Origin of the sequence: Chryseobacterium sp. Leaf201 (genome assembly GCF_001421435.1) — a bacterium.
In the GTDB taxonomy this organism is placed as follows: domain Bacteria; phylum Bacteroidota; class Bacteroidia; order Flavobacteriales; family Weeksellaceae; genus Chryseobacterium.
The window spans coordinates 1-24,403 of sequence record NZ_LMKA01000062.1; the positions used below are offsets into that span (position 1 = coordinate 1).

The window sequence follows — 24,403 nt, forward strand, 5'->3', positions numbered from 1 at the left end:
ATTCTTATTAGTAATAATATGTAATAATTAGTTTCCAATAAAACATTCATATAGAATCTATTATCTAAAAACTTTTGTAATTTTAGGCAACCTCTAAAATATAGTTATGAAAGTTGTTTCCCTGGTTCCCTCTATTACCGAGGCGTTATTTGATTTGGGCTTAACCGAAAATGAAGTCGTAGGAAGAACAAAATTCTGTATCCATCCTGAAGAACAGGTAAAAAACGTAGCTGTTATCGGCGGGACAAAAAACATCAATATTGATAAAATCAAAGCACTGCAGCCCGACCTGATCCTTGCCAACAAAGAAGAGAACGTCAAAGAACAGGTAGAAGCACTGATGGATGATCATAAGGTAATCGTAACCAATGTTGAAAATATTGAAGACAATTACTATCTGCTTAAACAATTGGGCAACCTATTTAATAAGGAAGACAAAGCCCAGCTTTTCAATCTGAAAATTTACGAAGTCCTGAACCTGGCGAAAATCAATGTTAAAATAAAAGCGGCCTATCTTATCTGGAAAAATCCGTACATGACGATCGGCTCAGATACTTTCATCGATAAAATCTTAGGCGAAATCGGTTTTGAAAATGTATTCAAGGACAGGACGCGCTACCCGGAGATCCGTACAGAAGACCTCGCTGAAGCGGATCTGATCATGCTTTCTTCAGAGCCCTTCCCTTTTAAAGAGAAACATATTGAGGAACTGAGGGAGTTCTATCCTGATAAAAAAATGATGATTGTGGATGGGGAAGCTTTTTCCTGGTACGGGACGCATATCGCCAAGTGCGGAGATTATTTTAAGGAACTGACTGCAGAAGTGGAACAGGCTTTTGTGAGTTGAATTTCAAAAAAATTTTAAATCTGCTTCTTCTTTAATCTTACTTATTTTTATTGACCGGAAAATTAAATCCGAATAAATCTGCATAATGAGTTCATCATAGTTACAACACCGTTCCGAAAACCCTGCTGTTGGATCTATTCAATTGAATTAAGACTAAAATAACAAGCGACTCCAGTCCTTCGGTCCGGAGTCGCTTGTTCAATATTTCAATATGCTGAAATGTAATTATAAAATTTTTGACACTTCATTGCACAGCCATTCAAGCAATTCGCGGTCTTCATCTGTAAATGGATCTACCGTGTGGGAATCAATATCTATCTGACCGATGTTCTGTCCGTCTTTAAAAATAGGGACTACAATTTCCGCTTTGGTATCGATGGAACAGCTCAGGTAATTGCTTTCTTCGTTCACATCCGGAACCACGAATGTTTCATTAGAAACCGCAACCTGTCCGCAGATTCCTTTTCCATAAGGGATAATGGTATGGTCTGTAGGTGCTCCTACGTAAGGCCCCAGCTTTAATTCGTCTTTATCGCCGTTTTTAAAATAAAAACCCGTCCAGTTAAAATAGGAAATTTCCTGGTCTAAAAGGTGGCATACCTTTTCAAGTTTTTCTTCGGTATTGTGTTTAGGACTTTCCAGGATTGACGAAAGCCTTTTTTTTAATTCTGACATTGTATGTTGTTTTTAAGAGAATTGTCTTAAGGAAAGCTCTTCTTTATAGCCGAACATTCCGCGTTCTTTGATCATTTCCGCAACGCCTTCCGGAACCTGTGTTTCCCAGCCTTTGATATTGCAGCTTATTTTTTTCAGAATATCTCTTGAGTAAATTTCCAGGAATTCAGGATTGTAGTTTTTAATGTCTACGATACGGTCGTTGTGCTTGAAATATTTATACAGTTCCTTTAGGTTTTCTTCTACTTTCAGGGTGGAAGAATCCAGCAGCTCATGTGTCTCAGGATCTTTATACGGATACAGGTATACCCTCATCCCGTTTCTGAAGAATTTACCGAACGCCTCTAAAATTCCGCCGGATAAGTTCTTGTAATACTTTTCGTCAAAAACCATCAGCAGGTTGTTAACCCCCATCGCCACACCGATATTTCCATTGGTATAGGAGGCGAAATAATCAATCAGTCGGTAATATTCCGAATAATTTGAAATGATTACGGTATATCCCAGTTTGCCCAGGACATCTACCCGGTCCAGGAAATCCCGCTCATCAATATCCCCGTCCGCCCGAAGGTTGGAAATGGTAATCTCAATAAGGATCTCCGTATCTTCATGGGTACAGATGGCATCTTTCAGGAACATATCCATACCGTTTTTCAGCATGTCGATATTCACTTTGGTTACCGGCCTGAAGCTCCCTCTTACCGCAAAAATATTCTTTTTGTATAAAACATCTGCAGGAAGCATATTATTGCCTTCGGAATTGAAAATAACGGCATCTGTCATCCCATGCTTTACCAACTGCAGAGACATCAGCCTGTTATCCACATATTCAAAGCCCGGCCCGCTGAAATCAATCATATCAATTTCAAGGTTGTCCTTGGCAACGTCATCATACAGGGACTCAATCAGGTTTCTGGGATTATCGTAATAATGGAATGCCCCGAAGATCAGGTTCACCCCAAGATTCCCTAATGTTTCCTGCTGTAAAGTGGCATCATTTTCCTTGAATTTCACATGGATAACAATTTCATTATAGCCTTCGTTCTCTTTTACCTGAAAGCGGATGCCTACCCAGCCGTGGCCCTTTACCGTTTTATCAAAATTAATAGTGGTTACGGTATTGGCATAGGAAAAAAACTTTCTGTTGGGGTTGTTTTCCCTGGAAATACGCTCTTCGATAAGGGATACTTCGTAGCGAAGCATTTTCCGTAACCGGTTTTGGGTAACGTACCGGTTTTTCACCTCTTTTCCGTAGATCGCATCACTGAAATCCTTGTCGTAAGCAGACATGGCCTTGGCGATTGTACCGGAAGCTCCTCCTGCTCTAAAAAAGTGCCGTACAGTCTCCTGCCCTGCTCCAATTTCCGCGAAAGTACCATAAATAGTAGGATCTAGATTAATTGTTAATGCTTTTTGTTTAGGAGTCAGTTTCTGATACATTAGGACATTAAATTTTTCGTAAATTTACCAAAATTAAACCAACCTGAAAAGAAAATGAAGTTGAAATTTTTAGGAACGGGAACTTCCCAGGGCGTGCCCGTAATCGGCTGCACCTGCGAAGTGTGCACGTCAGAAAACCCCAAAGACAGCAGGCTCCGGTCTTCTGTGATGGTGACGACGGATGAACACAGGAAAATACTGATCGACTGCGGTCCGGATTTCAGGCAGCAGATGCTGGCCAATCATGAACATACGGTTGACCTTACCCTGCTCACGCACGAACACAATGACCATGTCATCGGGCTGGACGATGTACGCCCCCTGATTTTCAAGAGCGGGAAAGATATGCCGCTTTACTGCTACTCAAGGGTAGGAAATGAAGTCAGGAACCGTTTTCCTTATGCTTTTGCTGATGTTCGGTACCCCGGAGCGCCGGCTTTTGACCTGCATGAAATTGAAAACAAACCGTTCACCGTCCTGGATACGGAAATTACGCCGGTTGAAGTGATCCATTACAAAATAACAGCTTTCGGCTATAAGTTTAAAAAGCTGGCCTACCTTACGGATGCCGGCTTTATCTCTGATACGGAAAAGGAAAAGCTCAATGATCTTGACGTACTGATTGTCAACTGCATCAGGAAATTCGATCCCCACCCTGCCCACTTTATCCTTCCCGATGTGATCGCCCTGTTTGAAGAGCTTAAACCTAAAAAAATGTTCCTGACCCACATCAGCCATCATCTTGGGCTGCATGATATTGAGGACACCCTGCTTCCGTCCGGCATGCATTTAGCCTACGACGGTATGGAGATCAATTTTTAAAATTTTCTTAAAAATATTTTTAAGTATTGATAAAAGTTTCTATATTTGCACACCAATTAAAAGCATGGTAACACCGGCCCAGGTGGCGGAATTGGTAGACGCGCTGGTCTCAAACACCAGTTCTTAGGAGTACCGGTTCGATCCCGGTCCTGGGTACAGAAACCCTCTGAAATCATTTGATTTTCAGAGGGTTTTTCTTTTTAGCTGATTAAAGCGATAAATAGTTTTTCACACATCTGCACCCTAACCTACATTTCATAAATTAACTTATCCACTCCATTTCATTCATCAGCCAAATAAGAAAATGACGCAGTTGTATTTTTACAAAAGATCACCCTATGCTTAATACTCCGAATTACTGTATAATCTTCTGTTGTCTCCATGACTTTTTTTTGCAAACTAATTTACGTAATGCGACAAAACTTGACGCATTATAGCAGACTTACCACAAAAAAATCCCCGAGGCTTTCCCGGGGATAAAACTAATAACCATGAAAACTCAAATTAAACATGAGTATTTTTATATACGAATAAGTATTATAGTTGGTTTTGATTTACAAAAAAAATGCGGGAATAATTCTGTACTGGGAATATTACTGATTTGACTATTGAGTAAAGGCACCCCCAGCCTTAGCCGAGGAGTGAAAGATCTGATTACGTGATTAGGATCCAAAATTATTCCTTATATTCGGAAAACTAAAAATCAATAACTTATGAGCAATCAACAATTAGATGATCTTAATCAAGAAAATGCCGATAAAAAAATTGCAGATATCCTAGGTATCACATACGAAGAACTTTCAGAATTAGAATATGACTTTGGAGATATTGAAAGCAACGATGGACAAATATATCAAAACTATATTCAATTTAATCCAGAAATACGCAAGGATATCCTTAAAAAAATCAATTTAGATTCTGATAATACTTATTATTTCGATCCTGAGTAAACAATATAGCATTTAAATAAAAATTTTTGAATTAATTTCTTATTGAAAACCGAATTATTGCATTTTCACCTAACATGAAAATGAACTCAATGATGATTATACTTTATATAAAGATGGCACAGTAATCCATGATTTTGATGAGCATCGTTATCCCGGTAGATACAATCTGAAAAGAAGACTATACGCCAGTGAATTAAAGGATGAAATTAAATCTAGATTAATAAATGTAACTAATCAAGAAGATAAAGAATTGGCTAGAACTCTTTTAAATTTATAACAGAATTCCCCGATAAGATAATAAATCAGAAAAATATATCTTATTCTAAATGATAAGTGATTGTGCAGATTAACTTACCGGCTCATTTTACTCAGCAGCCAAATAAGAAACTGACGCAGTTGTATTTCTACAAAAGACTACCCCATCAAAGGTCTTGCTTAATACCCCATCATATTTATAATCATCCTCGTCTCCTGATTGTATATAAGGAATATCCAGCTGTTTCATAGGTACAGTAAGCCATGATGCCTTTTTTTGTTTCAAAGCCGGGATGTTTAACGGAAGAAAATACAAGTCATTTTTTGCTTTTCCAAATACATAGGAGTAAGTGCCACGGTACGCTTTTTCAAAGGGAAAGGATTTCCATACTTTCTGTGTATAGTTCTGGGCAGCGGTGTAACTGCCCGAAGCAGAGGTAAAAGCAATAGGTACGTAGGACTCTTTAAAATAGTCTGTAAGCCAGGCTCCCATTTTTTTGGAATGATCAGCCGTCAGATTTGAAATATGTGCATTGTGTGCCCATACCAGTATTTTGTCATCTGGATGATGTTGTGAATAAAATTGGATATTGTCAGACATATAATGATCCCGCGCATCCGGAGCGTAATTATAGAATCTCGTATCAAGCCACTGCAGACAGACTCTCAGATAGGTTTGTAACTGAAAATGTTGTTCAGCGTTCATATCATAGTTCTGTACATTAACCATTGACTGCAGATCAATTATTGCCGATTTTAAATCATCTGCTAAACTTTTTATAGCCTCCGGCTTATTTTCAGGATTGTTTTTAACGATTAAGGTGTCCAGCTTCTGATTGATCCTTTGAATCTTATCCACAGATGCAGGATTATATTGTCTCAAAACCTTTTCTATCATTCCGCGTGAAGAACGCATCCTGATATCTTCCATATCGATACCGATAAGTTTTACTTTTTTTTGATGGCTCAGATTATATCGGTTTATCCAGGTGAATAACTCGTTCATTTCAGAAGTTTTCCATAACTTATAAAACGGCATGGCGAGAAGGTTTTCTTTAATGGCCGGAGTCTGGGTATTCAGCATATCATTCATCTGATCACAGGTGGGGATTACTTCTTCCAGTGCAATGGTGTTAAATCCTTTCTGCGTCACCAAATATTCCAGCAACCTCAGCTTAAACTGCAAAGCTTCATGGGTACCGTGTGTAGGTTCCCCGATACCCACTACTTTCGCATCGGCACACAATTTACCGATGGCCGCCATATCCTCATACTTTGGCTGAATACTGACCGAGGTCAGCGGATAAATATGTTTATTTAACCACGTTATATTTTTGGCATCAGGCTCCTGATAGAGACTTGCTGGTTCATTCACTACCGATCCATCTACTTTTACGGTGATGTTATCTGCCCAGGCCAAAGCCGGTTTATTAAAGGTCAGGCCGTAATAAAAGCCAGCCCAGGATTCTTTAGCATCGACGGTATATTTTACTGTTACAAGCTGCCATTGATTTAATAATGGCCTTTCCGTTTTAGCAAAGCTGGTAAAGATTTTTTTTCCTGTTAAACTTTGAATGAAAATCCCCAACGCCTCATCTGAGGCATGCGCAAGTTTAATATGGGCACTGATCTCAATGGTGCTGATATGCTTTGATGACGCCAGGCCATACCCATTATAGACAATCGCGCTGGATGCCTTGGAATTATTGTCAGCCTTAAACTGCAATGCATATTTTCCCTTATATACATTGTTAGAATCCAGCTGAATCCCATAATCGGGTGATTGAATTGCTCTTGTCCATCCCCGGGAGATGCTCTTTTTACTGTTAAGTTCAAAACTGCCGTTGACGGTTTCCTGAACATACGTCTGCTGGGCGTAGCTGTTACTTTTAAACACGGTCAGCATAAATAGAATAGCACATAAGAAGTTTTGCATGCGGTAATTTTTTGTTTATTAGACTGCAAAGATAAATTTCAGATGAAACGCTGCTTAAGTTTTTCGACAGACGGCCTGCGCTGCCCGATTAATTGAATTACAGATGCTTTTTGTCGGGTACACCATACTGATCGTCGAAAATTACACTATTATAAACCTGTTTTCTTTAAATTAGCACCGTGCTGAAAATTCCAAAATTTACGTTCCCTGTTGTGTTTGAATGGCTGATATGGCTGTTTTATGTCGGAATATACAAGTATTCCTATTTTGTAGAACAGTCGGATCTGCCCCATATCCCCGAAACTAATTTCCCTTACCCGGAGATCTGCGCTTATGGCTTCGCCGTTACGTTATATCTTATCCCCTACTATCGCCGGGCGGTACCGAAGATGCTTGAAAGCAGGCGATATGGTTTACTTCTGATTTCTACAATAGTACTGCTGCTGTTTTTCAGCATTTTCAATAATGCCGTAATAGCCCGGCTATTTATGGGTTTTACCAACGGTCCCCTTCATCATTATTTTAATCTGCATTATAAGGCGAGATATGTAGATTTCAATCTGCTCCTTACTGATTTTCTTGCTTTTTCCTGTCTCGCTTTTGCACGTTATTCGTATCATAAAGAATTAATTAACCGCCTCATAGAAACGGATCATCTCAAACTGCAGATAAGCATGCTTAAGTCACAGCTTCATCCTCATTTCTTATTTAATACACTAAACGGTTTATATGGAATAAGCTTAACCCACTCCGAAGACACTCCCCGCTATATTTTAATTTTATCGCAGATGATGCAGTATATTTTATATGACTGTGACCAGGATTATGTAGAAATCAGTGATGAAATTGATTTTATAAAAGGGTACTTTGAACTGGAACAGAAAAAGTTTCCTGCGGCGAATATCAGTTTTAAAGTTAACGGGATAGCCAATAATATAAAGATCCCTCCGTTATTATTTTTGCCGCTCATAGAAAACAGCTTTAAACACGGCCGGCATAAACTTATAGACCATGCCGAAGTCAACGCAAGACTGACGGTGTATGATGACCACACCGAATTCATCATATCCAATGATGTTTTGCCGGAGATACTCCTGATAAATAAAGAGAAAAAAGGAGGAATAGGACTGGCTAACCTCCACCAACGCTTAAATCTTTATTACAGCGGCCACCGTCACCAAATGACTGTTTTACAAAATGAACACACCTATTCAACCACTTTAATATTAAAGCATTGATGAACTGCATAATAATTGACGATGAACCGCTAGCGCATCAGGTGATTGCGCATTACATCAGTAAAATACCGGCGCTGACACTGGATGCCAGCTTCCGCAATACGGTTGAAGCTTTTGAATACCTCAACAAAAAAAATACAGACCTGCTTTTTTTAGATATCGAAATGCCTCTGGTTGACGGAATTCATTTTTTAAAATCATTAGCAGACCCACCTGCCACAATTTTCACAACAGCGCATAAACAATATGCCTATGAGGGATTCGAGCTTAATGCAATCGATTATTTACTGAAACCCTTTTCTTTTGAGCGTTTTGTAAAAGCTGTTGAGAAAGCCGAAACTTTCCGGATGACTGCCACAAACCACCAAAGCAATATATTGCATCTTAAAGACGGAAAAGGTACCCAGATCATTAACCAGCTGAGTATTACCCATATTGAAGGATGCGGGGATTACGTAAAAATATATACACCCAGCCGGATGTTGATCATTTATCACACCCTTAAAGCCTTACTTGAAAAACTGGATAAAGATTTATTTCTGCAGGTGCACCGTTCCTATATCATAAATACATCAAAAGTCAGCTGCATTATGCCGAATAATGTAATCCTGGAAAATCAGGTCAGTATACCTTTAGGCCGGTCATTCAAGAAAGAAGTTATTGAAAAGCTTTCATAAAGTAACGGTTACATGCATGTAACAAAGCAGAAAGTGGTAATGTAATGATAACAGAATCTCAAATATCTTTCCGGAAGAAGTTCCTGTGTTCAAAAAAACGCTTCATCCAATCATTACCAATATGGCTTTAGGTTCCGGTATAATCTCAGGTTGCTGGTTTTACAATCATAAAAGCCCGCGGCTAAGAGCATTCCGGGCAGATCCCGCTCACCACGAAATTACAGTTATGCACTGTAAATTTTTCCGGCAGCTGAATTTTGGGAACAGCACTTTCAATGCAGATTACTTTTTTACAGTTTTCGCAGCTGAAATGGATATGGTCATGATGATGCCCCGTTTCACAATGCTGGCATGTCGCATATTTTACCACACCATCCATATTGATGATTTTATGAACCAGCCCTTCCTGGGTAAGACGGTCCAGTATACGGTATATCGTTACCCTGTCACATGTTCCGCCCATCAGGTTCTGAATTTCAGCATGTGAAAGGGCAACCCCGGAACTGCTGATCAGGGCTGTAATCTCGGCTTTGGGTTTTGTATTTCTGATCTGTTTCATTATTTTTACTGCAACAAAGTTGCATTTAATGTTATTTTGACTAATTTTGCAACAAAGTTACAATAAGAAAATGAACTTAAAAATTTTTGACCTTATCGGTATTTCGGCAGCAACCCTGTGCCTGATCCACTGTATTTTATTTCCGCTGATGATGATCATTCCACTGGGTATTCCGCACAGTCCGTTAATAGACGCGGCATTTCTGGCAATCGGCTTAACCGTTGTTTTCAGGATCACGAAAACCATCGGTTCAGTTAGGCTGAAAACTCTTTTCTGGGTTTCCATTGCCCTGATTGCCGTTTCTGTAGGCCTGGATTTTATGTTTCACTTTCATTCCGGGCTGATTTATTTCGGAGCCGCAGGCCTGATCACAGCGCACATCATCAATTTTAAAAATCACAAACACTAACTAACTTCTGTTTTATTCTGAACTTATGCAAAAAAGAATTCCTGTTACTGTTCTCAGCGGCTTCCTGGGCGCGGGGAAAACTACCCTTCTCAACCACGTGCTTCATAACAAAGACCATCTTAAAGTTGCCGTCGTAGTAAATGATATGAGCGAAATTAATATTGATGCCAGGCTGGTGCAGAATGAAGATTCACTTTCCCGAACAGAAGAAAAGCTGGTGGAAATGAGCAACGGCTGTATATGCTGTACATTAAGAGACGACCTTCTGGTAGAAGTGGAACGCCTGAGCAGGGAAAACCGTTTTGATTATCTGCTGATTGAGGGCACGGGAATTGCCGAACCTCTGCCGATTGCCCAGACCTTTTCCTACGCCGATGAAGAAAGCGGGATTGACCTTTCTCTTTTCAGTTATATTGATACGATGGTAACGGTAGTGGACTGCCTTAACTTCCTTAAGGATTTCGGTTCCGGCGAATTGCTAACAGACAGGGAGCTTACTGATATCGAAGGAGATCACAGGACAATTGTGAACCTCCTGACTGACCAGGTTGAATTTGCAAATGTGATCATCCTCAATAAAACCGATCTGGTAACGGAAGAAACAGTCGGTTTCCTGAAAGCCGCCATCAGGAAACTCAATCCCGGTGCAAAATTCATCAGTTCGGAATTCGGGAAAATAAATCCCAATGAGATCCTGAACACAGGACTTTTCAATTTTGAAAAAGCCCAGGTTTCCGCCGGATGGCAAAAAGAGCTACAGAAAGAACATCATATACCGGAAACCGAGGAATACGGAATCGGCTCTTTTGTGTTCAGGCAGAAAAGACCTTTCCATCCGATGCGCTTCTGGACCTACCTGAATCAGGGATACCCTGCCGGTATTATGCGTGCAAAAGGACTGTTCTGGCTGGCTTCAAGACCGGATGACGCCCTTAATTTTTCGCAGGCAGGCGGTTCCTTCCGTCTGGAAAAAGCAGGGGTCTGGTGGTGCAGTATGCCGATGGGTCAGCGTGCCATGCATGTATCATTTGCAGAAAATCAGGATTTTATAGAAAACAGATGGGATAAAGAATGGGGTGACAGGATCAATGAAATGGTTTTCATCGGACAGGATCTGGACCCGGAACAAATGTTTCTTGACCTTGAAAAATGCCTTCTGAATGACAGCGAAAAGCATCTTTTTGACCGGAAAACACCATTATCAGACCCATTCCCTAAAAATATTTAAACAATGAAAAAATCATCATCCAATCATTTCGATGTCATCATCATCGGCGGAAGCTATGCAGGCTTGTCTGCAGCAATGGCGCTCGGAAGATCGCTCAGAAAAGTTTTGATCCTGGACAGCGGAAATCCGTGCAATGCAAAGACGCCTCATTCTCACAATTTCATTACCCAGGACGGTAAAAAACCGGCTGAAATCTCAAGGCTTGCCCTGGAGCAGGTTTTAAAGTATGACACGGTTAAGCTGATTAAGGAACAGGCCGTCAAGGCAGAGAAAACAGATTCAGGATTTGATATCAGCACAGGATCTGAAGAATTCTCAGCAAAGAAAATCATTTTGGCCACCGGCATCAGAGATATTCTTCCCGGGATCATCGGCCTGAAAGAATGCTGGGGCATTTCAGTAATCCATTGCCCGTATTGCCACGGTTATGAATTCAGGCACCGGAAAACCGGGATTATGGCTAACGGTGACAGGGCCTTCCATATTGCAGGCCTGGTTAACAACCTAACGGATGACCTGACGGTATTTACCAACGGGGAACCTGAATTTTCCGAAGAACAGTTCAATAAACTCACCGAAAACAATATTCCGGTTATTGAAGATCCCGTTTCGGAAATCATCCATCGCGGTGGAAATCTGTCTGAAATTATTTTGTCAAACGGGATCTCCTTTCCGATGGACGCGTTATATGCATCTCTGCCTTTTCAGCAGCATTCGGATATTGCAGCGCAACTGGATTGTGAGCTGACGGAAACCGGGCATATCAGGGTAGACAGTTTCCAGAAAACAAATATTGACGGTGTTTTTGCATGTGGGGACAATGCTTCACCAATGCGTTCGGTTGCCAATGCGGTTTATGCAGGAAGTGTTGCCGGGGCAATGGTTAACCACCAGCTGGTACAGGAAGCTTTTTAACATTCAGTTCATCAGCGTTAAAAAAATAAAGTATAAATTAGAAAAAATTTCATTATGAACAGGCGGAAATTCCTTAATGCTTCTGCATTACTTACAGGGGCACTGGCCGTGAATCCTTTAGGCCTATTCGGGAAAAATCCTGAAACGGAGCTGGGCTTCAAAGGCAGAAAAGCTAAGAATATCATCTTTATGATCAGTGATGGGATGAGCAACGGCACCCTTTCAATGGCTAACCTTTACTCTAAAAATATCTTGGGAAAGGAAACCAACTGGATGAACCTGTACCTTGAACATAAAGCTTCGCGGGCATTAATGGATACTGCATCCGCAAGTTCTATTGTTACCGATTCTGCTGCGGCAAGCTCTTCTTTCGGAGGCGGTTTCAGGGTAAACAACGGTTCGCTCAATGTAGGCCCCAATGGAGAAAACCATCTTCCGGCCTGGCAGAAATTTAAAAAGAAAGGAAAGAAAGCGGGATGCGTAACAACAGTAACCATTACCCATGCCACACCGGCAGGCTTCTGTATCAATTCTGCCAGAAGAAATGCCGAGCCCGAAATTGCCGAAATGTATGCGGAATTTGGTTTTGATGTGATGATGGGCGGCGGTGACGAGTTTTTTAACCCGGCAAAAAGAGCAGATAAAAAAGATGTTTATTCTATGTACATGGCAAAAGGCTATCAAATCCTGAAAGACCGTTCCGGCCTCAAAGCCATTGATAAGAATAAGCCTGTTCTCGGTATTTTCAATACGGGTGCGCTCCCCTATTCCATCGACAGGAAGAATACGCCGGCGCTGCAGAATACCCCTACCCTTGCGGAAATGACAAAAGCAGCCATCGACCACATGAAAGACCATAAAGAAGGTTTTGTACTGCAGGTTGAGGCCGGTAAGGTAGACTGGGCAGCACATGCCAATGATGTAGCCGCGCTGATTCATGATCAGCTTGCTTTTGATGAAGCCATAAAAGTGGTGATGGATTTCGCAGAGAAAGATAAGGACACGCTGGTTATCATCACAACCGATCATGGAAATGCCAACCCGGGAACGATATACGGTCCGGATGCTACCAGGAACTTCAACAGTATTTCCGATTATAAATTTACAAATGAATATCTGCTGAACAGCATCCATCCGGATTTTAATCTTCGGCAGGTCAGAGACCTGATTTCAGGAAACAACGGATTCTCTGTCTCAGATGATGAGGCCAACCATCTTTTAAATTATTATAAAGGCCTGGAAAAGGATGAAGAAGGGCTGTACAATTATAAGCGGCTGCCCTATAAAGCCTATTCTGAGATCCAGAAAAAACACAACAGCGTTGGCTGGATCAGCATGGACCACAGCGGCGATTATGCAGAGCTGGCAATGTACGGGCCGGGAAGTGAACTCCTGAAACCTTTTGTTAAAAATACCGACTTACATTACCTGATGTTAAAGGCTGCTAACGTGGAAAATGTATTTTAAAATACATTAAACAAACGGCGGCTTTAAGTTATTATAATATAAAATGTTTTTCAGTCCAGTAATTAATCGTAATATTGCGATAGAATTTTAACTTATGGGGGCAACCAAAACCGGTCATTTTACAGATGAACAGAATAAAATAGCCATTATTGCCAAAGCACTGGGGCATCCGGCAAGGGTCGCTATTATTGAATACCTGCTCAAGGCAGATACCTGCATCTGCGGTGATATTGTCAATGAACTGCCTCTGGCACAGGCAACGGTATCCCAACACCTGAAAGAACTGAAGAATGCAGGACTGATTAAAGGGACTATTGAAGGGACTGCCATCTGTTACTGCATTGATGAAAACAATTTTGGAATACTGAAAGATTACTTTTCAAAAATCATCGTGACGGCTACCAATCGGAAATGCTGTTAAGGCATTTTTTTACTCAAATCTATCGCAATATTGCATTTAACCAATACATAAAAATCATGAAACTATCTGAAATCAAAGAAATTTTACCTACGCTGAACAATGTTGAATTTCAGCTGGAAAACGGGGATCTTGTTCCGGAACACTTCCATGTAACCGAAGTGGGAACTGTTACAAAAAATTTCATTGACTGTGGCGGAATGGTCCGCAGTGAAAAAACCGTAAATTTCCAGCTGTGGAATGCTGATGATTTTGAGCATAGGCTGAAACCGGCAAAGCTCCTTGGTATCATCAGATTATCAGAAGAAAAATTAGGTATTGAAGATCACCAAATCGAAGTTGAGTACCAGAACACCACAATAGGAAGATTCGATCTGGAATTTAACGGGAAAAATTTTGTCCTTAAAAACAAAACAACGGCCTGCCTGGCTCAGGATGCCTGCGGCATTCCTCCGGAGAAACAGAAAGTGAAATTGTCTGATCTCTCTCCTGATCAGGCGTCCAGCTGTACCCCGGGTTCCGGATGCTGCTAAAACCTACACCTAAAACCAGGAACTATGGATCAGGCTTCCTTGCGTAATTCTATACAACTGATAATTGAATTGTATCTGAAAAACCAATTTTCCTGATTATGAAACTTCCGACATCTCTACTTTCTCCTGTTCCGGTTTTTCTATTGTGACGAAATCGGATGAGGGCATGGAAAGCGTACTGAGAAAAGTAATGGTGGTACGGTTGCCGTGTTCATCTACTTTTAAGATGATAGCTCTGCAGCAGGGTGATGCATTGAAGTAGTTTTCATAACGGGCTCCGCACTTGAAGCATTCCGTGATGGTAATGTCAATTTTTTCCATAATTCATTTTGTGTTGCATAAAAACCGGCCAGCCATGAACCGACCGGTAAAAACTAATAACCACACTCAAAAAACTGAGATGTACTTTTACTCAATAAGCCGCTGCTCTGTCTGCAGATTGCTTATTCAGTTATTTTTTACCGATGAAATTTTTGGGTTGATATAGAATTCAGTCTTCTACCTGCAGCTTATTGAGTTGTGCCACTATATAAAGCGCATCTATAATTTTCATGTCATCAGTTCTTGTGTTTTTCACCTGCCTTATATAAGCAGGATCTTTTTTATCTTCTTTTAGAATCATATTTACTGAACTTGTGTAACGCGCCGGTAACCACTGATCGATGAAATCAAATTTCCTATCGTTCATTTCCTGATTGTTAGGGGTCGACAATTTGCCCATATAAATGAAATAATTTATTAAACCTTTTTCGTAATTTTGTGCCTGTCTTTCGTAAGACAATGATACAGCAAATATACGATTATATATTTGACAAACAACACATTGTTGTAATTTTTTCAATTATTTATTGTTTTATTATTTTTTAACCACGAGAGAAAAACCTTAATCATCATGAAAATTTACGAGAAAATCCGCGAGTACAGCAAGGGAAAGGGAGAAACCATGAAACACATAGCAGATGGATACGGCGTTACGCCGCAGTCTATCCAGCTTTATTTCTCAGGAAAGAATGCCATGCCCCTCAGCTTTTTGTCATGGTATATTGAAACCCATCCGGATATTGACCTGTACGCGCTCTTCAGCAAAGAACAACAGAATATTGTTTCTGAACCGAATGCTGAATACCGCAGGAAATCCAAAAGCGATATAATCGACCGGATTGTAACCATTCTTGAAAAAGAACTATAGCCGATACCTTTTTAAATCAACAATTCCGCACATCACGAAAATCCTGCCCGGAGAAATACATCTGCGGCAGTATGATATCATGATATCAATTGATAGAAGAAGTATGAAGTAGTACAACAACCCTATTACTCATTACCTCTTACCTATTACGCATAACCATCACTCACAACTCATAACTTATCACTCCTGACCTTTCCAAAAAACCGCATTACAATCATAAACATTTTAAAGTTTCTACATTTATTCTGTTATTCTATTCATGCCATCGTTAATTATGTTAAAATTTTTATGATATCGGTTTTTTATATGTTTATTTATTTTTAATGAGTTACCTTTATCGAAAATTGCGAAAACACAAAACGTTCTGATATTTTATAGTACTTTGATCTGTAATTTAATTCAGAAAAAAGTATTAACGGATGAAATATAATCAGGCTATGATCATCAAATAAACGGCTGGTTTGTCGGATTTAGATCATTAATCAACATGTTTTTGTTTTTGATATGGAGGAGGTTTATTGATATCATGCTGAACTCATATTCAGCTATTTTATTTTTAAAGAAAAAAAGATTAGAATCTTATTTGAACATGACAAGCAAAATCACAGGTGTAGGAAATTACATACCCTCAGAAACCATCACCAGGTTATTTTTTGACAATCATATTTTCCTGAATGAACAGGGTGTTTTGTTAAAAGATGACAACGCTGCTATTACAAGCAAATTACAGAAAATTACCGGTATTGAAGAGAGAAGATATGCCAACAGCACGCAGGTAACTTCAGACCTCGGCCTTATTGCCGCACAGGCTGCCATAGAAAATTCAGGAGTTGATCCTGAAACTTTAGATTATATTATTTTTGCCCATAATTTCGGAGATGTGCGTTTCGGTACCATTCAGTCTGATGCTGTTCCGAGCCTTGCCTCAAGGGTAAAGCATCTTTTAAAAATCAGGAATAATTTCTGCGTGGCGTATGACGTCCTTTTCGGATGCCCGGGCTGGCTTGAAGGAGTGATCCAGGCGAATGCATTCATCAGATCCGGCATTGCCAAAAAATGCCTGGTGATTGGTGCAGAAACCCTGTCCCGCGTTGTAGACGTCCATGACAGAGACAGTATGATCTATGCTGACGGTGCCGGTGCAGTAGTACTGGAAGCCAATGCTGATGATGATTCCGGAATCAAATCCCATTTATCAGCCTCGCATACCCTGAATGAAAAAGATTTCCTGTTTTTCGGAAAATCCTATAACAATGAAAGCTGCCCCGATACCAAATACATCAAGATGGACGGGAGGAAAATATATGAATTCGCGCTCGTTAATGTTCCGGATGCGATGAAGAAATGCCTAGACAGCAGCGGATATTCCATTAATGAGCTGAACAAGATCATCATTCACCAGGCCAATGAAAAAATGGACGAAGCGATTGTTGACAGGTTCTACCAGCTGTATGATGTTCCGACGCCTGAAAATATTATGCCTATGGTCATCAGCAAACTCGGAAACAGCAGTGTGGCCACCATTCCTACCCTGCTTACCATGATTCTTAATGATGAACTGGAACTTCACAACATTAAAAAAGGCGATGTGGTACTTTTTGCATCTGTCGGTGCAGGAATGAATATCAATGCGCTTGTTTATAAGTTTTAAACCATAACGGAAAGCAGCCTGATAATTTCAACGGCTTTCTGTGTACAGTATAAAGATTAAAAGACTGATATCAATAATATATCAGTCTTTTTTATTTTAAAGCTTCAAAAAAGTCTCCCATCAGGAATTTTAAAATAATTTTATCCTTTTTAACAATTTACTTATCTTCGTTTTTTTCAAAACGATATTATTAATTTGCCTTAAGAAAGTACGTATGCCCATCAATGCCTCTCACAGACTGATTCCGATGACGGATTTTGTTATTGAATATTATTCACATGAAGGATATGCCGATCTTCAGACCTTAAAGCTGATGAATAATTATGCGAATTTTCTGAAAATGCCCCTTACCCTGGATCTGTTTGTACCGATAGACCAGGCGGGAAATATCCTGAAAGAACCAAAGAATTACGTCTCCTGGAAATCGCTCGAACATAACCGGAAAGAACCTGGCCATAATTTAAGCAGCATTCCTTTGGATGAATACAGGCTGTATCAGGAAGCTGAGCAGAAATGTCTTTTTGAAGGTTTTAAAATCGCTTATAACGGCTATTCCGTAGTCAGGATCACCGCTGCATACAATGAATCCATTGAGCTTTCATTCAACAAAAATGAGCGTCAGTTCCAAAAATTCAAAGATGTGGAGTCGCTCACGTATTTTGATGAAATCTACCTGAATGACACCGCACTGAAAAAACTCGGACTCACCACTACATTATAAGTTGGCAGTACTGATGACTGCCTAACTTTTCACCGCTTTTCCGTACACTTCCAGTGCTCTTTTCCTGGCAGACACGTGTTCTACGATCGGTTCGATATTCCGGTCTGCTTCACTGAGCCATTCATTGATGTATTGATGATCTTTATCGAACTTTCTGGTCTGTTCGGAAGGATTGAAGACCCTGAAATAAGGCGCCGCATCACAGCCGCAGCCTGCTGCCCACTGCCAGTTCCCGTTGTTGGAGGATAATTCATAATCCAGAAGTTTACCGGCAAAATAAGCTTCACCCCAACGCCAGTCGATCAGCAGATGTTTCGTAAGGAAGCTGGCCACCACCATTCTTACCCGGTTATGCATGAAGCCGGTTTCATTGAGCTGGCGCATGCCCGCGTCTACAATCGGATATCCGGTTTTCCCTTCGCACCAGAGCGCAAATTCCTTTTCATTATTCCGCCACTCTATATTTTCATACTTTTCTTTGAACGGATGATTGATCACTTTCGGGAAGTGATGGAGGATCTGCATAAAAAATTCCCGCCAGATCAGCTCATTCAGCCAGGTTTCGTTATGTTCGCGTGCAAACTGTACACATTTACGCACAGAGATGGTCCCGAAACGCAAGGCCACACCCAGACGGGTGGTATGGTTCATACCCGGAAAATCCCTGTATTTGTTATAATCATCAATAACCAATTTTTCCAGAGACGGCTTATGAAACGTAACATCCGTCTTTTTGAAACCGATATCTTCAAGATCAGGAAAGTTTGGTGCCTCATATTTCAGGAAATGTGAAAAATCTGTTGTAAAGCTTTCAGTTTTACCTGAACCCAGGGTCTCTTTCCATTTCCGGGAAAACGGAGTATACACGGTATAAGGCGTTCCGTCCTTTTTTACCACTTCATCTTTTTCAAAAATGACCTGGTCCTTAAAACTTTTAAATCCGATATTCTTCTGCTCGATAAAATCTTTAATCTCTTTGTCGCGTTTTACCGCTGCCGGTTCGTAATCCGTATTGGTGAAAACCGTACCGATCTTATAATCTTTTACTATTTCCCTGAATATTTCCAGAGGCTTCCCGGTAAAAACACGAAGCCCGCTTTTATATTTTTTAAGCTCTTTATGGATTCCATTTAAAGCCTGATGAAAATAATCAACTCTTTTATCCGATTTATTATCCAGTCTATCCAGGATTTCCTTATCGAAAATAAAAACCGGAAGTACATCAGATCCTGCTTCCAAGGCATGGTAAAGGCCGGCATTATCTTCCAGCCTGAGATCCCTGCGGAACCAGAAAATATTGACGGGATCCTGCGCTGTAGTATCTTTTATCATCTGTTGAAACGTTCTTCCAGGATTTTAAACCGGTACCCAAAAATATGGTTCAGTTTAGACTTTACGAAAAGTGTATGTGCTATTTCTCCCAGGAACCCGAAAGGCAGCTCATAGTCAACCGTATCTTTCATCAGAACACCGTTTTCATTTTCTATGAATTCATGATGGTGATGCCACAGCTTGTAAGGACCTTTTTTCTGGAAATCGGTAAAGCTTTTTCTCAAATTTACCTGGATGATTTCTGTTTTCCATTTCATTTTAATACCTAACAAGGGAGAAACGAAATAATCAATGATCATCCCTTCATAAATCTCATCATTGTCAAAATGTGTTAAAACGGTAAATTTCATTTCTTTCGGAGTGATTTCAGAAAGATTGTTAGCGGAAGAAAAGAATTTCCATGCGGTATCCAGGTCGCAGTTGAGCTGCTGTTCACGGTAGAGACGGTGCTTCATTATTTTTTATGACGTTGAACTGCAATAAAAATACCACACTATCAATTGTCTGTATTTTATCTGATCGGTTTAAATATCAGCCTTGAAACAGCTTGCTTCTCATCAGCTTTCAGAACAGGAAAATCATAAGAATATTATTTATAATGAATGAAAATCCCGTAATCCGTAGGAGTCCAGAGTGCGGCTTTCTGTCCGGCGGCTTTTAACGCGTTATTGGTCCAGGTATTACAGGTATCCAGAAAGCTGTAGGTTCCCTGGGCGTCGTAAAAAGCATCATTGTTGCCGTATACTGCTTTGGTAGGAATCAGGATAAAGTTCCCTTTTTCGTCGCGGTCAAATTTTTTCTCAACAAAAGCTGTGAGTTTCTTGTACTGGTGTCTGCTGATCATGATCATTTTACAGTCGGCTCCTTCTTTCATCGTACGGTAATACGTGCAGTGCATCGCGGATTCGCTCAGCCAGAATGCCGCTTTAAAGGCAGTTGAAAATTTAAGGTCTGCCCAGGTCGGGGTGTCCAGGTAAAAGCCTTTGTCGCCCCAACCGATCCCTACGAAGTTGTAATCTATTTCCCCGGATTTTGTATTGGCAAACGGAATTTTGGCTCCCCAGTCCTGCAGATCGTTTTTCACGGGCATAACGATATCGGTATGTACACCGTTGGTATAGATATAAACCGGGATTTCTTTTTTTTGCCCGTCGTCTTTTGCCGGAACTTCAATAAAAGGAAGAAGATACCCTAATGCGACATACATTACTATAATTCCTACCAGGATTCCTAAGGCTTTAAGAATAAGTATTGCCATTTTTTTCACCGTCATGTTTTTTTTAATATGATTGATAAATTAACGTATAATTTTTATAAAGGTATTTTGTCTGAACGGAAATTTATTTAAATTTAAGTACAAAATATTCACAAATATGCGTAAAAACAACAAATCAAACAAAAGATTTAAAGTAAGAGTAAAAGTGGCTCCGAAAAGAACGCAGAAAAAACGTTAATTTCCGGCCAGAATTTATGTATTCGGAAGTTTTGTTCTCTTTAAATGTTTTTGTTACATCCTATTCAGTTTCTTTACAGCTCTCGTGTAAAGAACGGGAACTTTAACTATTCATTCCGGGATGATGAAATTTCGTATAGAGGTTTGTATTCAGAAGTGTTAAATTATATCGCTGTCTGAAGGCTTTTCCAGAAACTCGATATTGCGTTTCAGGCCTGCAAATTTTGTCCGCTTTACGGGTGATTTCCTGAAGATTTCCGAGAACAGTTCCTGGGTCAGTTCCTTCCATTCCCCTTTTTTAAAATTCTTTAATGCTTCATTCGGACGGAACCTGCTCTGGTGGTTGGGCATTGAAAACCTGTTCCACGGGCACACATCCTGGCATACGTCACACCCGAACATCCAGTCGTCCATCTTATCCTGAAAATAGTCCGGAATCTCACTTTTAAGCTCAATAGTCGCATAGGAAATACATTTGCTTCCGTCGATCAGTTTCTCTGAAACAATGGCACCGGTAGGGCACGCATCAATGCATTTCCGGCAGGTCCCGCAGTGGTCTGTCGTTTCATGATCTGCAACCAGTTCCAGGTCACAGATAATTTCTGCCAGGAAGTAAAAGGAGCCGTTTTGTCTGGTAATCAGGTTGGCATTCTTCCCTACCCAGCCGATCCCGGATTTCCTGGCCCAGCTCCGTTCCAGAACCGGAGCGGAATCTACAAAAACACGGAAACCGAATTCACCGATCTCTTCCTGCAACTCAGCCACCATATCACGCAGGATTTCTTTAATCACTTCATGATAATCTTCTGCATAGGCATATTTAGAAATCTTAAAATTGTCTAAGGTTAAGATTTTCTCTTCCGGGAAATAATTATACGAAAGGGAAATGACCGATTTTGAGCCGTCTACCAACAGCCTCGGATCCAGCCTTTTATCGAAATGGTTTTCCATGTATTTCATTTCGCCATGGAAATTATTCTTCAGCCAGTTTTCCAGCGGCCTCGCCTCTTCTTCCAGGAAATCCGCTTTCGAAATACCGCAGGCCTGAAACCCAAAGCGTTTTGCCGTGGACTTTATAAGTTGCGAATATTTTTCAGCGTTTGAATTCATGATTTTTACCTTGCAAAACTAAGATTATTTTATAAATTTGTTTGGGCTTTGAATCATTGAATTGCTGTATTGCTCTTTTTTATGATTTAAATCCAAGTTCTAACCTTAAATATTAATATAACATGTCTTTATCAGAAGTTTTAAAATCAGGAAATTATGAATTAATCGACGTTCGCGAACCTATGGAATTGGAAATGGACGGACATATAGATGGTGCCAAAAATATCCCGCTAGGTGAAGTGGAAGACAGACAGGATGAAATCCTATCCCTTGAAAAACCGGTAGTGATCTTCTGCAGAAGCGGAAACAGAAGCGGAAAAGCATTGGAATATTTAAATGCTCAAGGCTTAAAAGACGGCCATAACGGCGGCGGCTGGGCTGAACTCAAACAGGCCATCGAAGCAAATCAGGGAACTTTTTAAAGTTCCTTTTTTTATTTAAAACCGACACTCATGAATTTAAAGGAAAGGTTCTCTGAAAACTGTTTCTTATTCACAGAAGACAAAAGTCTTGTTGAAGGCTTATGGTCTGATATTGAGAAAAAGTATACCGAGAAAGGCAGGCATTACCACAACCTCGGACATCTGGAGCATATGTTTGCTGAGCTCGATGCTGTAAGAAACAAGATCGGGAATTTTACCGCGATCTCATTTTCCGTTTTTTACCATGATGTAATTTACGAGGCAACTTCAAAAGCAAATGAGGAAAAAAGTGCGGAGTTTGCTGCATCAGCCCTGCGAAAGCTAAACATGCCTCATGATGCGATTGAAACAATTTCCAACCAGATTACTGCTACAAAATACCATCAGAAATCTGATGACCCCGATACGAATTACCTTCTGGATGCTGATCTTTCGATTCTCGGAAAGAATCATCAAACCTATATTGAGTATACCAGAAAGATCAGAAAAGAATATTCCATTTATCCCGATTTGCTGTATAAGCCGGGAAGAAAAAAGGTCCTGAACCATTTCCTGGCATTGGAAAGTATTTTTAAGACTGAGGATTTTAGAGTTCAATATGAGGGTAAGGCGCGGGAGAATATCACCAATGAACTCAAGGGATTTCATTAAAGATTATTTTTTAGAAAAGTTTCAAGCTCTTCGGAGGATATATCTTTTTTAATGATTTTTCCTTGTGAGTCTAAGAGAAAATTAGTCGGGAACTTTTTAATCTGAAATTTTGTTGTTTCAATTCCATTTTCATCAATGAGGTTTTGCCATACCAAATTATTTTTAGTTATTACCTTCTGCCAATTAGGGATGTCCTGAGTTCTGTCAGTTGATATACCGATATATTCAAAACCATTCTTATTATACATATCATATATGGATTTATGCTTTGGCATTTCTTCCAGGCATGGCTTGCAATAAGAAAACCAGAAATCTATTAAAGTATATTTTTTCCCTAACGCCGATGTAACCTTTTTGCCATTGACCTCCATTGGTGGGAAAACATTTCCATTGTCAAAATATTTTAATGTCATCAGCTTATCATAAAAGATATTTCCTACCTGCGACTTTGTTATTGAATCATCAAAACTTTTGAAAATATTTTCATAAATCAGTTGATAATTATTAACCTTAAAAACCAAATTCCAGAAAAGCACATAAGATTTTGGGTTTTTCTTTACATATGCTTCATACAAAGAATTTTCTTTATTTAATAATTGAGTAAAAGACTTTTTAAGTAATGTTATACTATCATCTTTTTTATCAGTGCTTTTGATAAGATTATAATATTTACGATTAAGTATATTTTTTTCAGAGTTTATTTTCGAAAAAAAAGTATTGAACTTTAAAATTTCATCATAAAGTAGATTATGTTTTGAAAATTTAACAGCTCCATTGTCCGAATCAAATTTTACAGTTTGATCTGAATCTTTAAGATAAAAAATTTCAGAATTTATATAACTCTTATTTTTCTCCAGAGGAATTCCCAATTTATAAGGCCTCGGAAAATTATCTGTGATGGATTTAAGGTTAAATAAAAATTCATTTCCTTTAAGTCTCGAAGAATCTAAAACAGTATAATTATTCATATATGTTTTATCACAGGCAGAAGCGATCATAATGTTCTGGGGCGAAACTTTTTTATCAGATTCATCTCTAACAGAAATGATCATTTTTTTCTGGCAGAAAACTGTTAAGAATATAAAGTGAAGCGAGAGTATTAAGAGTTTATTTTTCATAATAAAATAAAAAATGCCAAGAAAAAGAAAACCTGGCATTCATTATTATTAAATTAATAAAAATCTTAATTAATCTTTTTTGGAGGGCAAGCACAACACTCTTCTTTCGGTCCGCCGCCTAATCCCAAATCAATTGTAACTGATCCACAAGCACACCATGATGAACTACCACAACCGCCTGTGCCAAGATCAAAACTTGCAGGTTCTCCTCCTGCCCCATTAACTTTTTTCAATTCATTTCTCGAAATTTTTTTTAAATTTTTCATAGCTATATTATTAGTTCCGTCATTATTGACAATTCAAATCTAATAATAATATTTCACTTTTATAAGATTATTAGATTTTTTTTATAAATTCGCTAAGGTTTTACGATAAAATTAGTTCCAA

Annotated in this window: 28 protein-coding genes and 1 tRNA gene; 17 read left to right on the forward strand and 12 right to left on the reverse strand. The window is 39.6% G+C overall.

What is annotated here, in order from left to right; genetic code table 11:
• Positions 1-106: 106 nt before the first annotated feature.
• Entirely contained in the window at positions 107-847 is a 741-nt protein-coding gene (locus ASE55_RS07675; RefSeq protein WP_056217441.1) for an ABC transporter substrate-binding protein, read from the forward strand.
• A 225-nt stretch (positions 848-1,072) separates the two neighbouring features.
• On the opposite strand, the gene ASE55_RS07680 is transcribed toward ASE55_RS07675, so the two are convergent.
• On the reverse strand, positions 1,073-1,522 hold the full coding sequence (locus ASE55_RS07680; RefSeq protein WP_048509783.1) for a GAF domain-containing protein: 450 nt from the start codon (positions 1,520-1,522) through the stop codon (positions 1,073-1,075).
• Between the two features lie 12 nt (positions 1,523-1,534).
• Complete coding sequence (locus ASE55_RS07685) at positions 1,535-2,962, reverse strand: TonB-dependent receptor (protein WP_056217443.1); 1,428 nt, start codon at positions 2,960-2,962, stop codon at positions 1,535-1,537.
• 54 nt (positions 2,963-3,016) lie between these two features.
• On the opposite strand from ASE55_RS07685, the gene ASE55_RS07690 reads away from it, so the two are divergent.
• The 3 genes from ASE55_RS07690 (at position 3,017) to ASE55_RS07700 (ending at position 4,734) form a co-directional block, all read left to right on the forward strand.
• On the forward strand, positions 3,017-3,784 hold the full coding sequence (locus tag ASE55_RS07690; protein ID WP_056217446.1) for an MBL fold metallo-hydrolase: 768 nt from the start codon (positions 3,017-3,019) through the stop codon (positions 3,782-3,784).
• Positions 3,785-3,860: 76 nt separating this feature from the next.
• A tRNA-Leu gene (locus tag ASE55_RS07695) sits at positions 3,861-3,940 on the forward strand.
• A 557-nt stretch (positions 3,941-4,497) separates the two neighbouring features.
• Positions 4,498-4,734 (forward strand): hypothetical protein, encoded by a 237-nt coding sequence (locus tag ASE55_RS07700; protein WP_056217448.1) that lies wholly within the window; start codon positions 4,498-4,500, stop codon positions 4,732-4,734.
• A gap of 364 nt (positions 4,735-5,098) precedes the next feature.
• Here the strand turns inward: ASE55_RS07700 and ASE55_RS07705 are convergent, their stop codons facing one another.
• On the reverse strand, positions 5,099-6,925 hold the full coding sequence (locus ASE55_RS07705; RefSeq protein WP_082474370.1) for an erythromycin esterase family protein: 1,827 nt from the start codon (positions 6,923-6,925) through the stop codon (positions 5,099-5,101).
• Positions 6,926-7,104: 179 nt separating this feature from the next.
• Here ASE55_RS07705 and ASE55_RS07710 point away from each other — a divergent pair, with 179 nt between their 5' ends.
• Together ASE55_RS07710 and ASE55_RS07715 are read left to right on the forward strand one after the other, a co-directional pair.
• Positions 7,105-8,163 (forward strand): sensor histidine kinase, encoded by a 1,059-nt coding sequence (locus tag ASE55_RS07710; RefSeq protein WP_056217453.1) that lies wholly within the window; start codon positions 7,105-7,107, stop codon positions 8,161-8,163.
• Positions 8,163-8,840 (forward strand): LytR/AlgR family response regulator transcription factor, encoded by a 678-nt coding sequence (locus ASE55_RS07715; protein ID WP_056217455.1) that lies wholly within the window; start codon positions 8,163-8,165, stop codon positions 8,838-8,840. Before ASE55_RS07710 ends, ASE55_RS07715 begins: the two co-directional genes overlap by 1 nt.
• Before the next feature lie 181 nt (positions 8,841-9,021).
• Here ASE55_RS07715 and ASE55_RS07720 read toward each other — a convergent pair whose 3' ends face one another.
• A complete protein-coding gene (locus ASE55_RS07720; RefSeq protein ID WP_056217458.1) occupies positions 9,022-9,399 on the reverse strand; it encodes a Fur family transcriptional regulator in 378 nt (125 codons plus the stop codon).
• Between the two features lie 70 nt (positions 9,400-9,469).
• Here ASE55_RS07720 and ASE55_RS07725 point away from each other — a divergent pair, with 70 nt between their 5' ends.
• From ASE55_RS07725 to ASE55_RS07750, 6 genes are all read left to right on the forward strand, one after another.
• Entirely contained in the window at positions 9,470-9,808 is a 339-nt protein-coding gene (locus ASE55_RS07725; protein ID WP_056217460.1) for a MerC domain-containing protein, read from the forward strand.
• 25 nt (positions 9,809-9,833) lie between these two features.
• Positions 9,834-11,036 carry a GTP-binding protein gene (locus ASE55_RS07730; protein ID WP_056217463.1) on the forward strand — a complete coding sequence of 401 codons (1,203 nt, stop codon included), beginning with the start codon at positions 9,834-9,836 and terminating at the stop codon, positions 11,034-11,036.
• A gap of 3 nt (positions 11,037-11,039) precedes the next feature.
• Positions 11,040-11,951, forward strand: coding sequence for an NAD(P)/FAD-dependent oxidoreductase (locus ASE55_RS07735; RefSeq protein ID WP_056217465.1), 912 nt, complete (start codon positions 11,040-11,042; stop codon positions 11,949-11,951).
• 54 nt (positions 11,952-12,005) lie between these two features.
• Positions 12,006-13,418, forward strand: a complete 1,413-nt coding sequence (locus tag ASE55_RS07740; protein WP_056217468.1) for an alkaline phosphatase — start codon at positions 12,006-12,008, stop codon at positions 13,416-13,418.
• Positions 13,419-13,512: 94 nt separating this feature from the next.
• Positions 13,513-13,839 carry an ArsR/SmtB family transcription factor gene (locus tag ASE55_RS07745; RefSeq protein WP_056217472.1) on the forward strand — a complete coding sequence of 109 codons (327 nt, stop codon included), beginning with the start codon at positions 13,513-13,515 and terminating at the stop codon, positions 13,837-13,839.
• Between the two features lie 56 nt (positions 13,840-13,895).
• Positions 13,896-14,369 (forward strand): DUF6428 family protein, encoded by a 474-nt coding sequence (locus ASE55_RS07750; RefSeq protein ID WP_056217564.1) that lies wholly within the window; start codon positions 13,896-13,898, stop codon positions 14,367-14,369.
• 96 nt (positions 14,370-14,465) lie between these two features.
• Here ASE55_RS07750 and ASE55_RS07755 read toward each other — a convergent pair whose 3' ends face one another.
• A complete protein-coding gene (locus ASE55_RS07755) occupies positions 14,466-14,690 on the reverse strand; it encodes a hypothetical protein (protein WP_056217475.1) in 225 nt (74 codons plus the stop codon).
• Between the two features lie 169 nt (positions 14,691-14,859).
• A complete protein-coding gene (locus tag ASE55_RS07760; RefSeq protein ID WP_128414524.1) occupies positions 14,860-15,210 on the reverse strand; it encodes a hypothetical protein in 351 nt (116 codons plus the stop codon).
• Positions 15,211-15,261: 51 nt separating this feature from the next.
• Between ASE55_RS07760 and ASE55_RS07765 the strand changes: the two genes are divergently transcribed.
• The 3 genes from ASE55_RS07765 to ASE55_RS07775 all read left to right on the forward strand — a co-directional run bounded on the left by ASE55_RS07765 (position 15,262) and on the right by ASE55_RS07775 (position 17,930).
• Entirely contained in the window at positions 15,262-15,558 is a 297-nt protein-coding gene (locus ASE55_RS07765) for a hypothetical protein (RefSeq protein ID WP_056217479.1), read from the forward strand.
• A gap of 589 nt (positions 15,559-16,147) precedes the next feature.
• A complete protein-coding gene (locus ASE55_RS07770; protein ID WP_056217567.1) occupies positions 16,148-17,209 on the forward strand; it encodes a 3-oxoacyl-ACP synthase III family protein in 1,062 nt (353 codons plus the stop codon).
• A gap of 214 nt (positions 17,210-17,423) precedes the next feature.
• Positions 17,424-17,930: a hypothetical protein gene (locus ASE55_RS07775; RefSeq protein WP_056217481.1), complete on the forward strand. Its 507-nt coding sequence runs from the start codon at positions 17,424-17,426 to the stop codon at positions 17,928-17,930.
• A 21-nt stretch (positions 17,931-17,951) separates the two neighbouring features.
• On the opposite strand, the gene ASE55_RS07780 is transcribed toward ASE55_RS07775, so the two are convergent.
• The 4 genes from ASE55_RS07780 to queG form a co-directional block, all read right to left on the reverse strand.
• Positions 17,952-19,262, reverse strand: a complete 1,311-nt coding sequence (locus ASE55_RS07780) for a cryptochrome/photolyase family protein (RefSeq protein WP_056217484.1) — start codon at positions 19,260-19,262, stop codon at positions 17,952-17,954.
• Positions 19,259-19,717, reverse strand: coding sequence for an SRPBCC family protein (locus ASE55_RS07785; RefSeq protein WP_056217487.1), 459 nt, complete (start codon positions 19,715-19,717; stop codon positions 19,259-19,261). The genes ASE55_RS07780 and ASE55_RS07785 overlap by 4 nt, the downstream gene beginning before the upstream one ends.
• 134 nt (positions 19,718-19,851) lie before the next feature.
• Positions 19,852-20,529 carry a TIGR02117 family protein gene (locus ASE55_RS07790; RefSeq protein WP_056217569.1) on the reverse strand — a complete coding sequence of 226 codons (678 nt, stop codon included), beginning with the start codon at positions 20,527-20,529 and terminating at the stop codon, positions 19,852-19,854.
• A 345-nt stretch (positions 20,530-20,874) separates the two neighbouring features.
• Positions 20,875-21,825, reverse strand: a complete 951-nt coding sequence (gene queG / locus ASE55_RS07795) for a tRNA epoxyqueuosine(34) reductase QueG (protein ID WP_056217490.1) — start codon at positions 21,823-21,825, stop codon at positions 20,875-20,877.
• A gap of 122 nt (positions 21,826-21,947) precedes the next feature.
• Here queG and ASE55_RS07800 point away from each other — a divergent pair, with 122 nt between their 5' ends.
• Together ASE55_RS07800 and ASE55_RS07805 are read left to right on the forward strand one after the other, a co-directional pair.
• Positions 21,948-22,247 (forward strand): rhodanese-like domain-containing protein, encoded by a 300-nt coding sequence (locus ASE55_RS07800; protein WP_056217492.1) that lies wholly within the window; start codon positions 21,948-21,950, stop codon positions 22,245-22,247.
• A 30-nt stretch (positions 22,248-22,277) separates the two neighbouring features.
• A complete protein-coding gene (locus ASE55_RS07805; RefSeq protein ID WP_056217495.1) occupies positions 22,278-22,898 on the forward strand; it encodes a hypothetical protein in 621 nt (206 codons plus the stop codon).
• On the opposite strand, the gene ASE55_RS07810 is transcribed toward ASE55_RS07805, so the two are convergent.
• Positions 22,895-24,016 carry a TlpA family protein disulfide reductase gene (locus tag ASE55_RS07810; RefSeq protein ID WP_157844634.1) on the reverse strand — a complete coding sequence of 374 codons (1,122 nt, stop codon included), beginning with the start codon at positions 24,014-24,016 and terminating at the stop codon, positions 22,895-22,897. The two genes, ASE55_RS07805 and ASE55_RS07810, sit on opposite strands and share 4 nt — an antisense overlap.
• Positions 24,017-24,081: 65 nt before the next feature.
• A complete protein-coding gene (locus ASE55_RS07815; RefSeq protein ID WP_056217502.1) occupies positions 24,082-24,282 on the reverse strand; it encodes a bacteriocin-like protein in 201 nt (66 codons plus the stop codon).
• Positions 24,283-24,403: the final 121 nt, after the last annotated feature.

Excerpts from the sequence above, each read along its gene's own strand:
- ASE55_RS07675 (WP_056217441.1), top strand. The coding sequence starts at position 107 with ATGAAAGTTGTTTCCCTGGTTCCCTCTATTACCGAGGCGTTATTTGAT.
- ASE55_RS07680 (WP_048509783.1), bottom strand. The coding sequence starts at position 1,522 with ATGTCAGAATTAAAAAAAAGGCTTTCGTCAATCCTGGAAAGTCCTAAA.
- ASE55_RS07685 (WP_056217443.1), bottom strand. The coding sequence starts at position 2,962 with ATGTATCAGAAACTGACTCCTAAACAAAAAGCATTAACAATTAATCTA.
- ASE55_RS07690 (WP_056217446.1), top strand. The coding sequence starts at position 3,017 with ATGAAGTTGAAATTTTTAGGAACGGGAACTTCCCAGGGCGTGCCCGTA.
- ASE55_RS07700 (WP_056217448.1), top strand. The coding sequence starts at position 4,498 with ATGAGCAATCAACAATTAGATGATCTTAATCAAGAAAATGCCGATAAA.
- ASE55_RS07705 (WP_082474370.1), bottom strand. The coding sequence starts at position 6,925 with ATGCAAAACTTCTTATGTGCTATTCTATTTATGCTGACCGTGTTTAAA.
- ASE55_RS07715 (WP_056217455.1), top strand. The coding sequence starts at position 8,163 with ATGAACTGCATAATAATTGACGATGAACCGCTAGCGCATCAGGTGATT.
- ASE55_RS07720 (WP_056217458.1), bottom strand. The coding sequence starts at position 9,399 with ATGAAACAGATCAGAAATACAAAACCCAAAGCCGAGATTACAGCCCTG.
- ASE55_RS07725 (WP_056217460.1), top strand. The coding sequence starts at position 9,470 with ATGAACTTAAAAATTTTTGACCTTATCGGTATTTCGGCAGCAACCCTG.
- ASE55_RS07730 (WP_056217463.1), top strand. The coding sequence starts at position 9,834 with ATGCAAAAAAGAATTCCTGTTACTGTTCTCAGCGGCTTCCTGGGCGCG.
- ASE55_RS07735 (WP_056217465.1), top strand. The coding sequence starts at position 11,040 with ATGAAAAAATCATCATCCAATCATTTCGATGTCATCATCATCGGCGGA.
- ASE55_RS07740 (WP_056217468.1), top strand. The coding sequence starts at position 12,006 with ATGAACAGGCGGAAATTCCTTAATGCTTCTGCATTACTTACAGGGGCA.
- ASE55_RS07745 (WP_056217472.1), top strand. The coding sequence starts at position 13,513 with ATGGGGGCAACCAAAACCGGTCATTTTACAGATGAACAGAATAAAATA.
- ASE55_RS07750 (WP_056217564.1), top strand. The coding sequence starts at position 13,896 with ATGAAACTATCTGAAATCAAAGAAATTTTACCTACGCTGAACAATGTT.
- ASE55_RS07755 (WP_056217475.1), bottom strand. The coding sequence starts at position 14,690 with ATGGAAAAAATTGACATTACCATCACGGAATGCTTCAAGTGCGGAGCC.
- ASE55_RS07765 (WP_056217479.1), top strand. The coding sequence starts at position 15,262 with ATGAAAATTTACGAGAAAATCCGCGAGTACAGCAAGGGAAAGGGAGAA.
- ASE55_RS07770 (WP_056217567.1), top strand. The coding sequence starts at position 16,148 with ATGACAAGCAAAATCACAGGTGTAGGAAATTACATACCCTCAGAAACC.
- ASE55_RS07775 (WP_056217481.1), top strand. The coding sequence starts at position 17,424 with ATGCCCATCAATGCCTCTCACAGACTGATTCCGATGACGGATTTTGTT.
- ASE55_RS07780 (WP_056217484.1), bottom strand. The coding sequence starts at position 19,262 with ATGATAAAAGATACTACAGCGCAGGATCCCGTCAATATTTTCTGGTTC.
- ASE55_RS07785 (WP_056217487.1), bottom strand. The coding sequence starts at position 19,717 with ATGAAGCACCGTCTCTACCGTGAACAGCAGCTCAACTGCGACCTGGAT.
- queG (WP_056217490.1), bottom strand. The coding sequence starts at position 21,825 with ATGAATTCAAACGCTGAAAAATATTCGCAACTTATAAAGTCCACGGCA.
- ASE55_RS07800 (WP_056217492.1), top strand. The coding sequence starts at position 21,948 with ATGTCTTTATCAGAAGTTTTAAAATCAGGAAATTATGAATTAATCGAC.
- ASE55_RS07805 (WP_056217495.1), top strand. The coding sequence starts at position 22,278 with ATGAATTTAAAGGAAAGGTTCTCTGAAAACTGTTTCTTATTCACAGAA.
- ASE55_RS07810 (WP_157844634.1), bottom strand. The coding sequence starts at position 24,016 with ATGAAAAATAAACTCTTAATACTCTCGCTTCACTTTATATTCTTAACA.
- ASE55_RS07815 (WP_056217502.1), bottom strand. The coding sequence starts at position 24,282 with ATGAAAAATTTAAAAAAAATTTCGAGAAATGAATTGAAAAAAGTTAAT.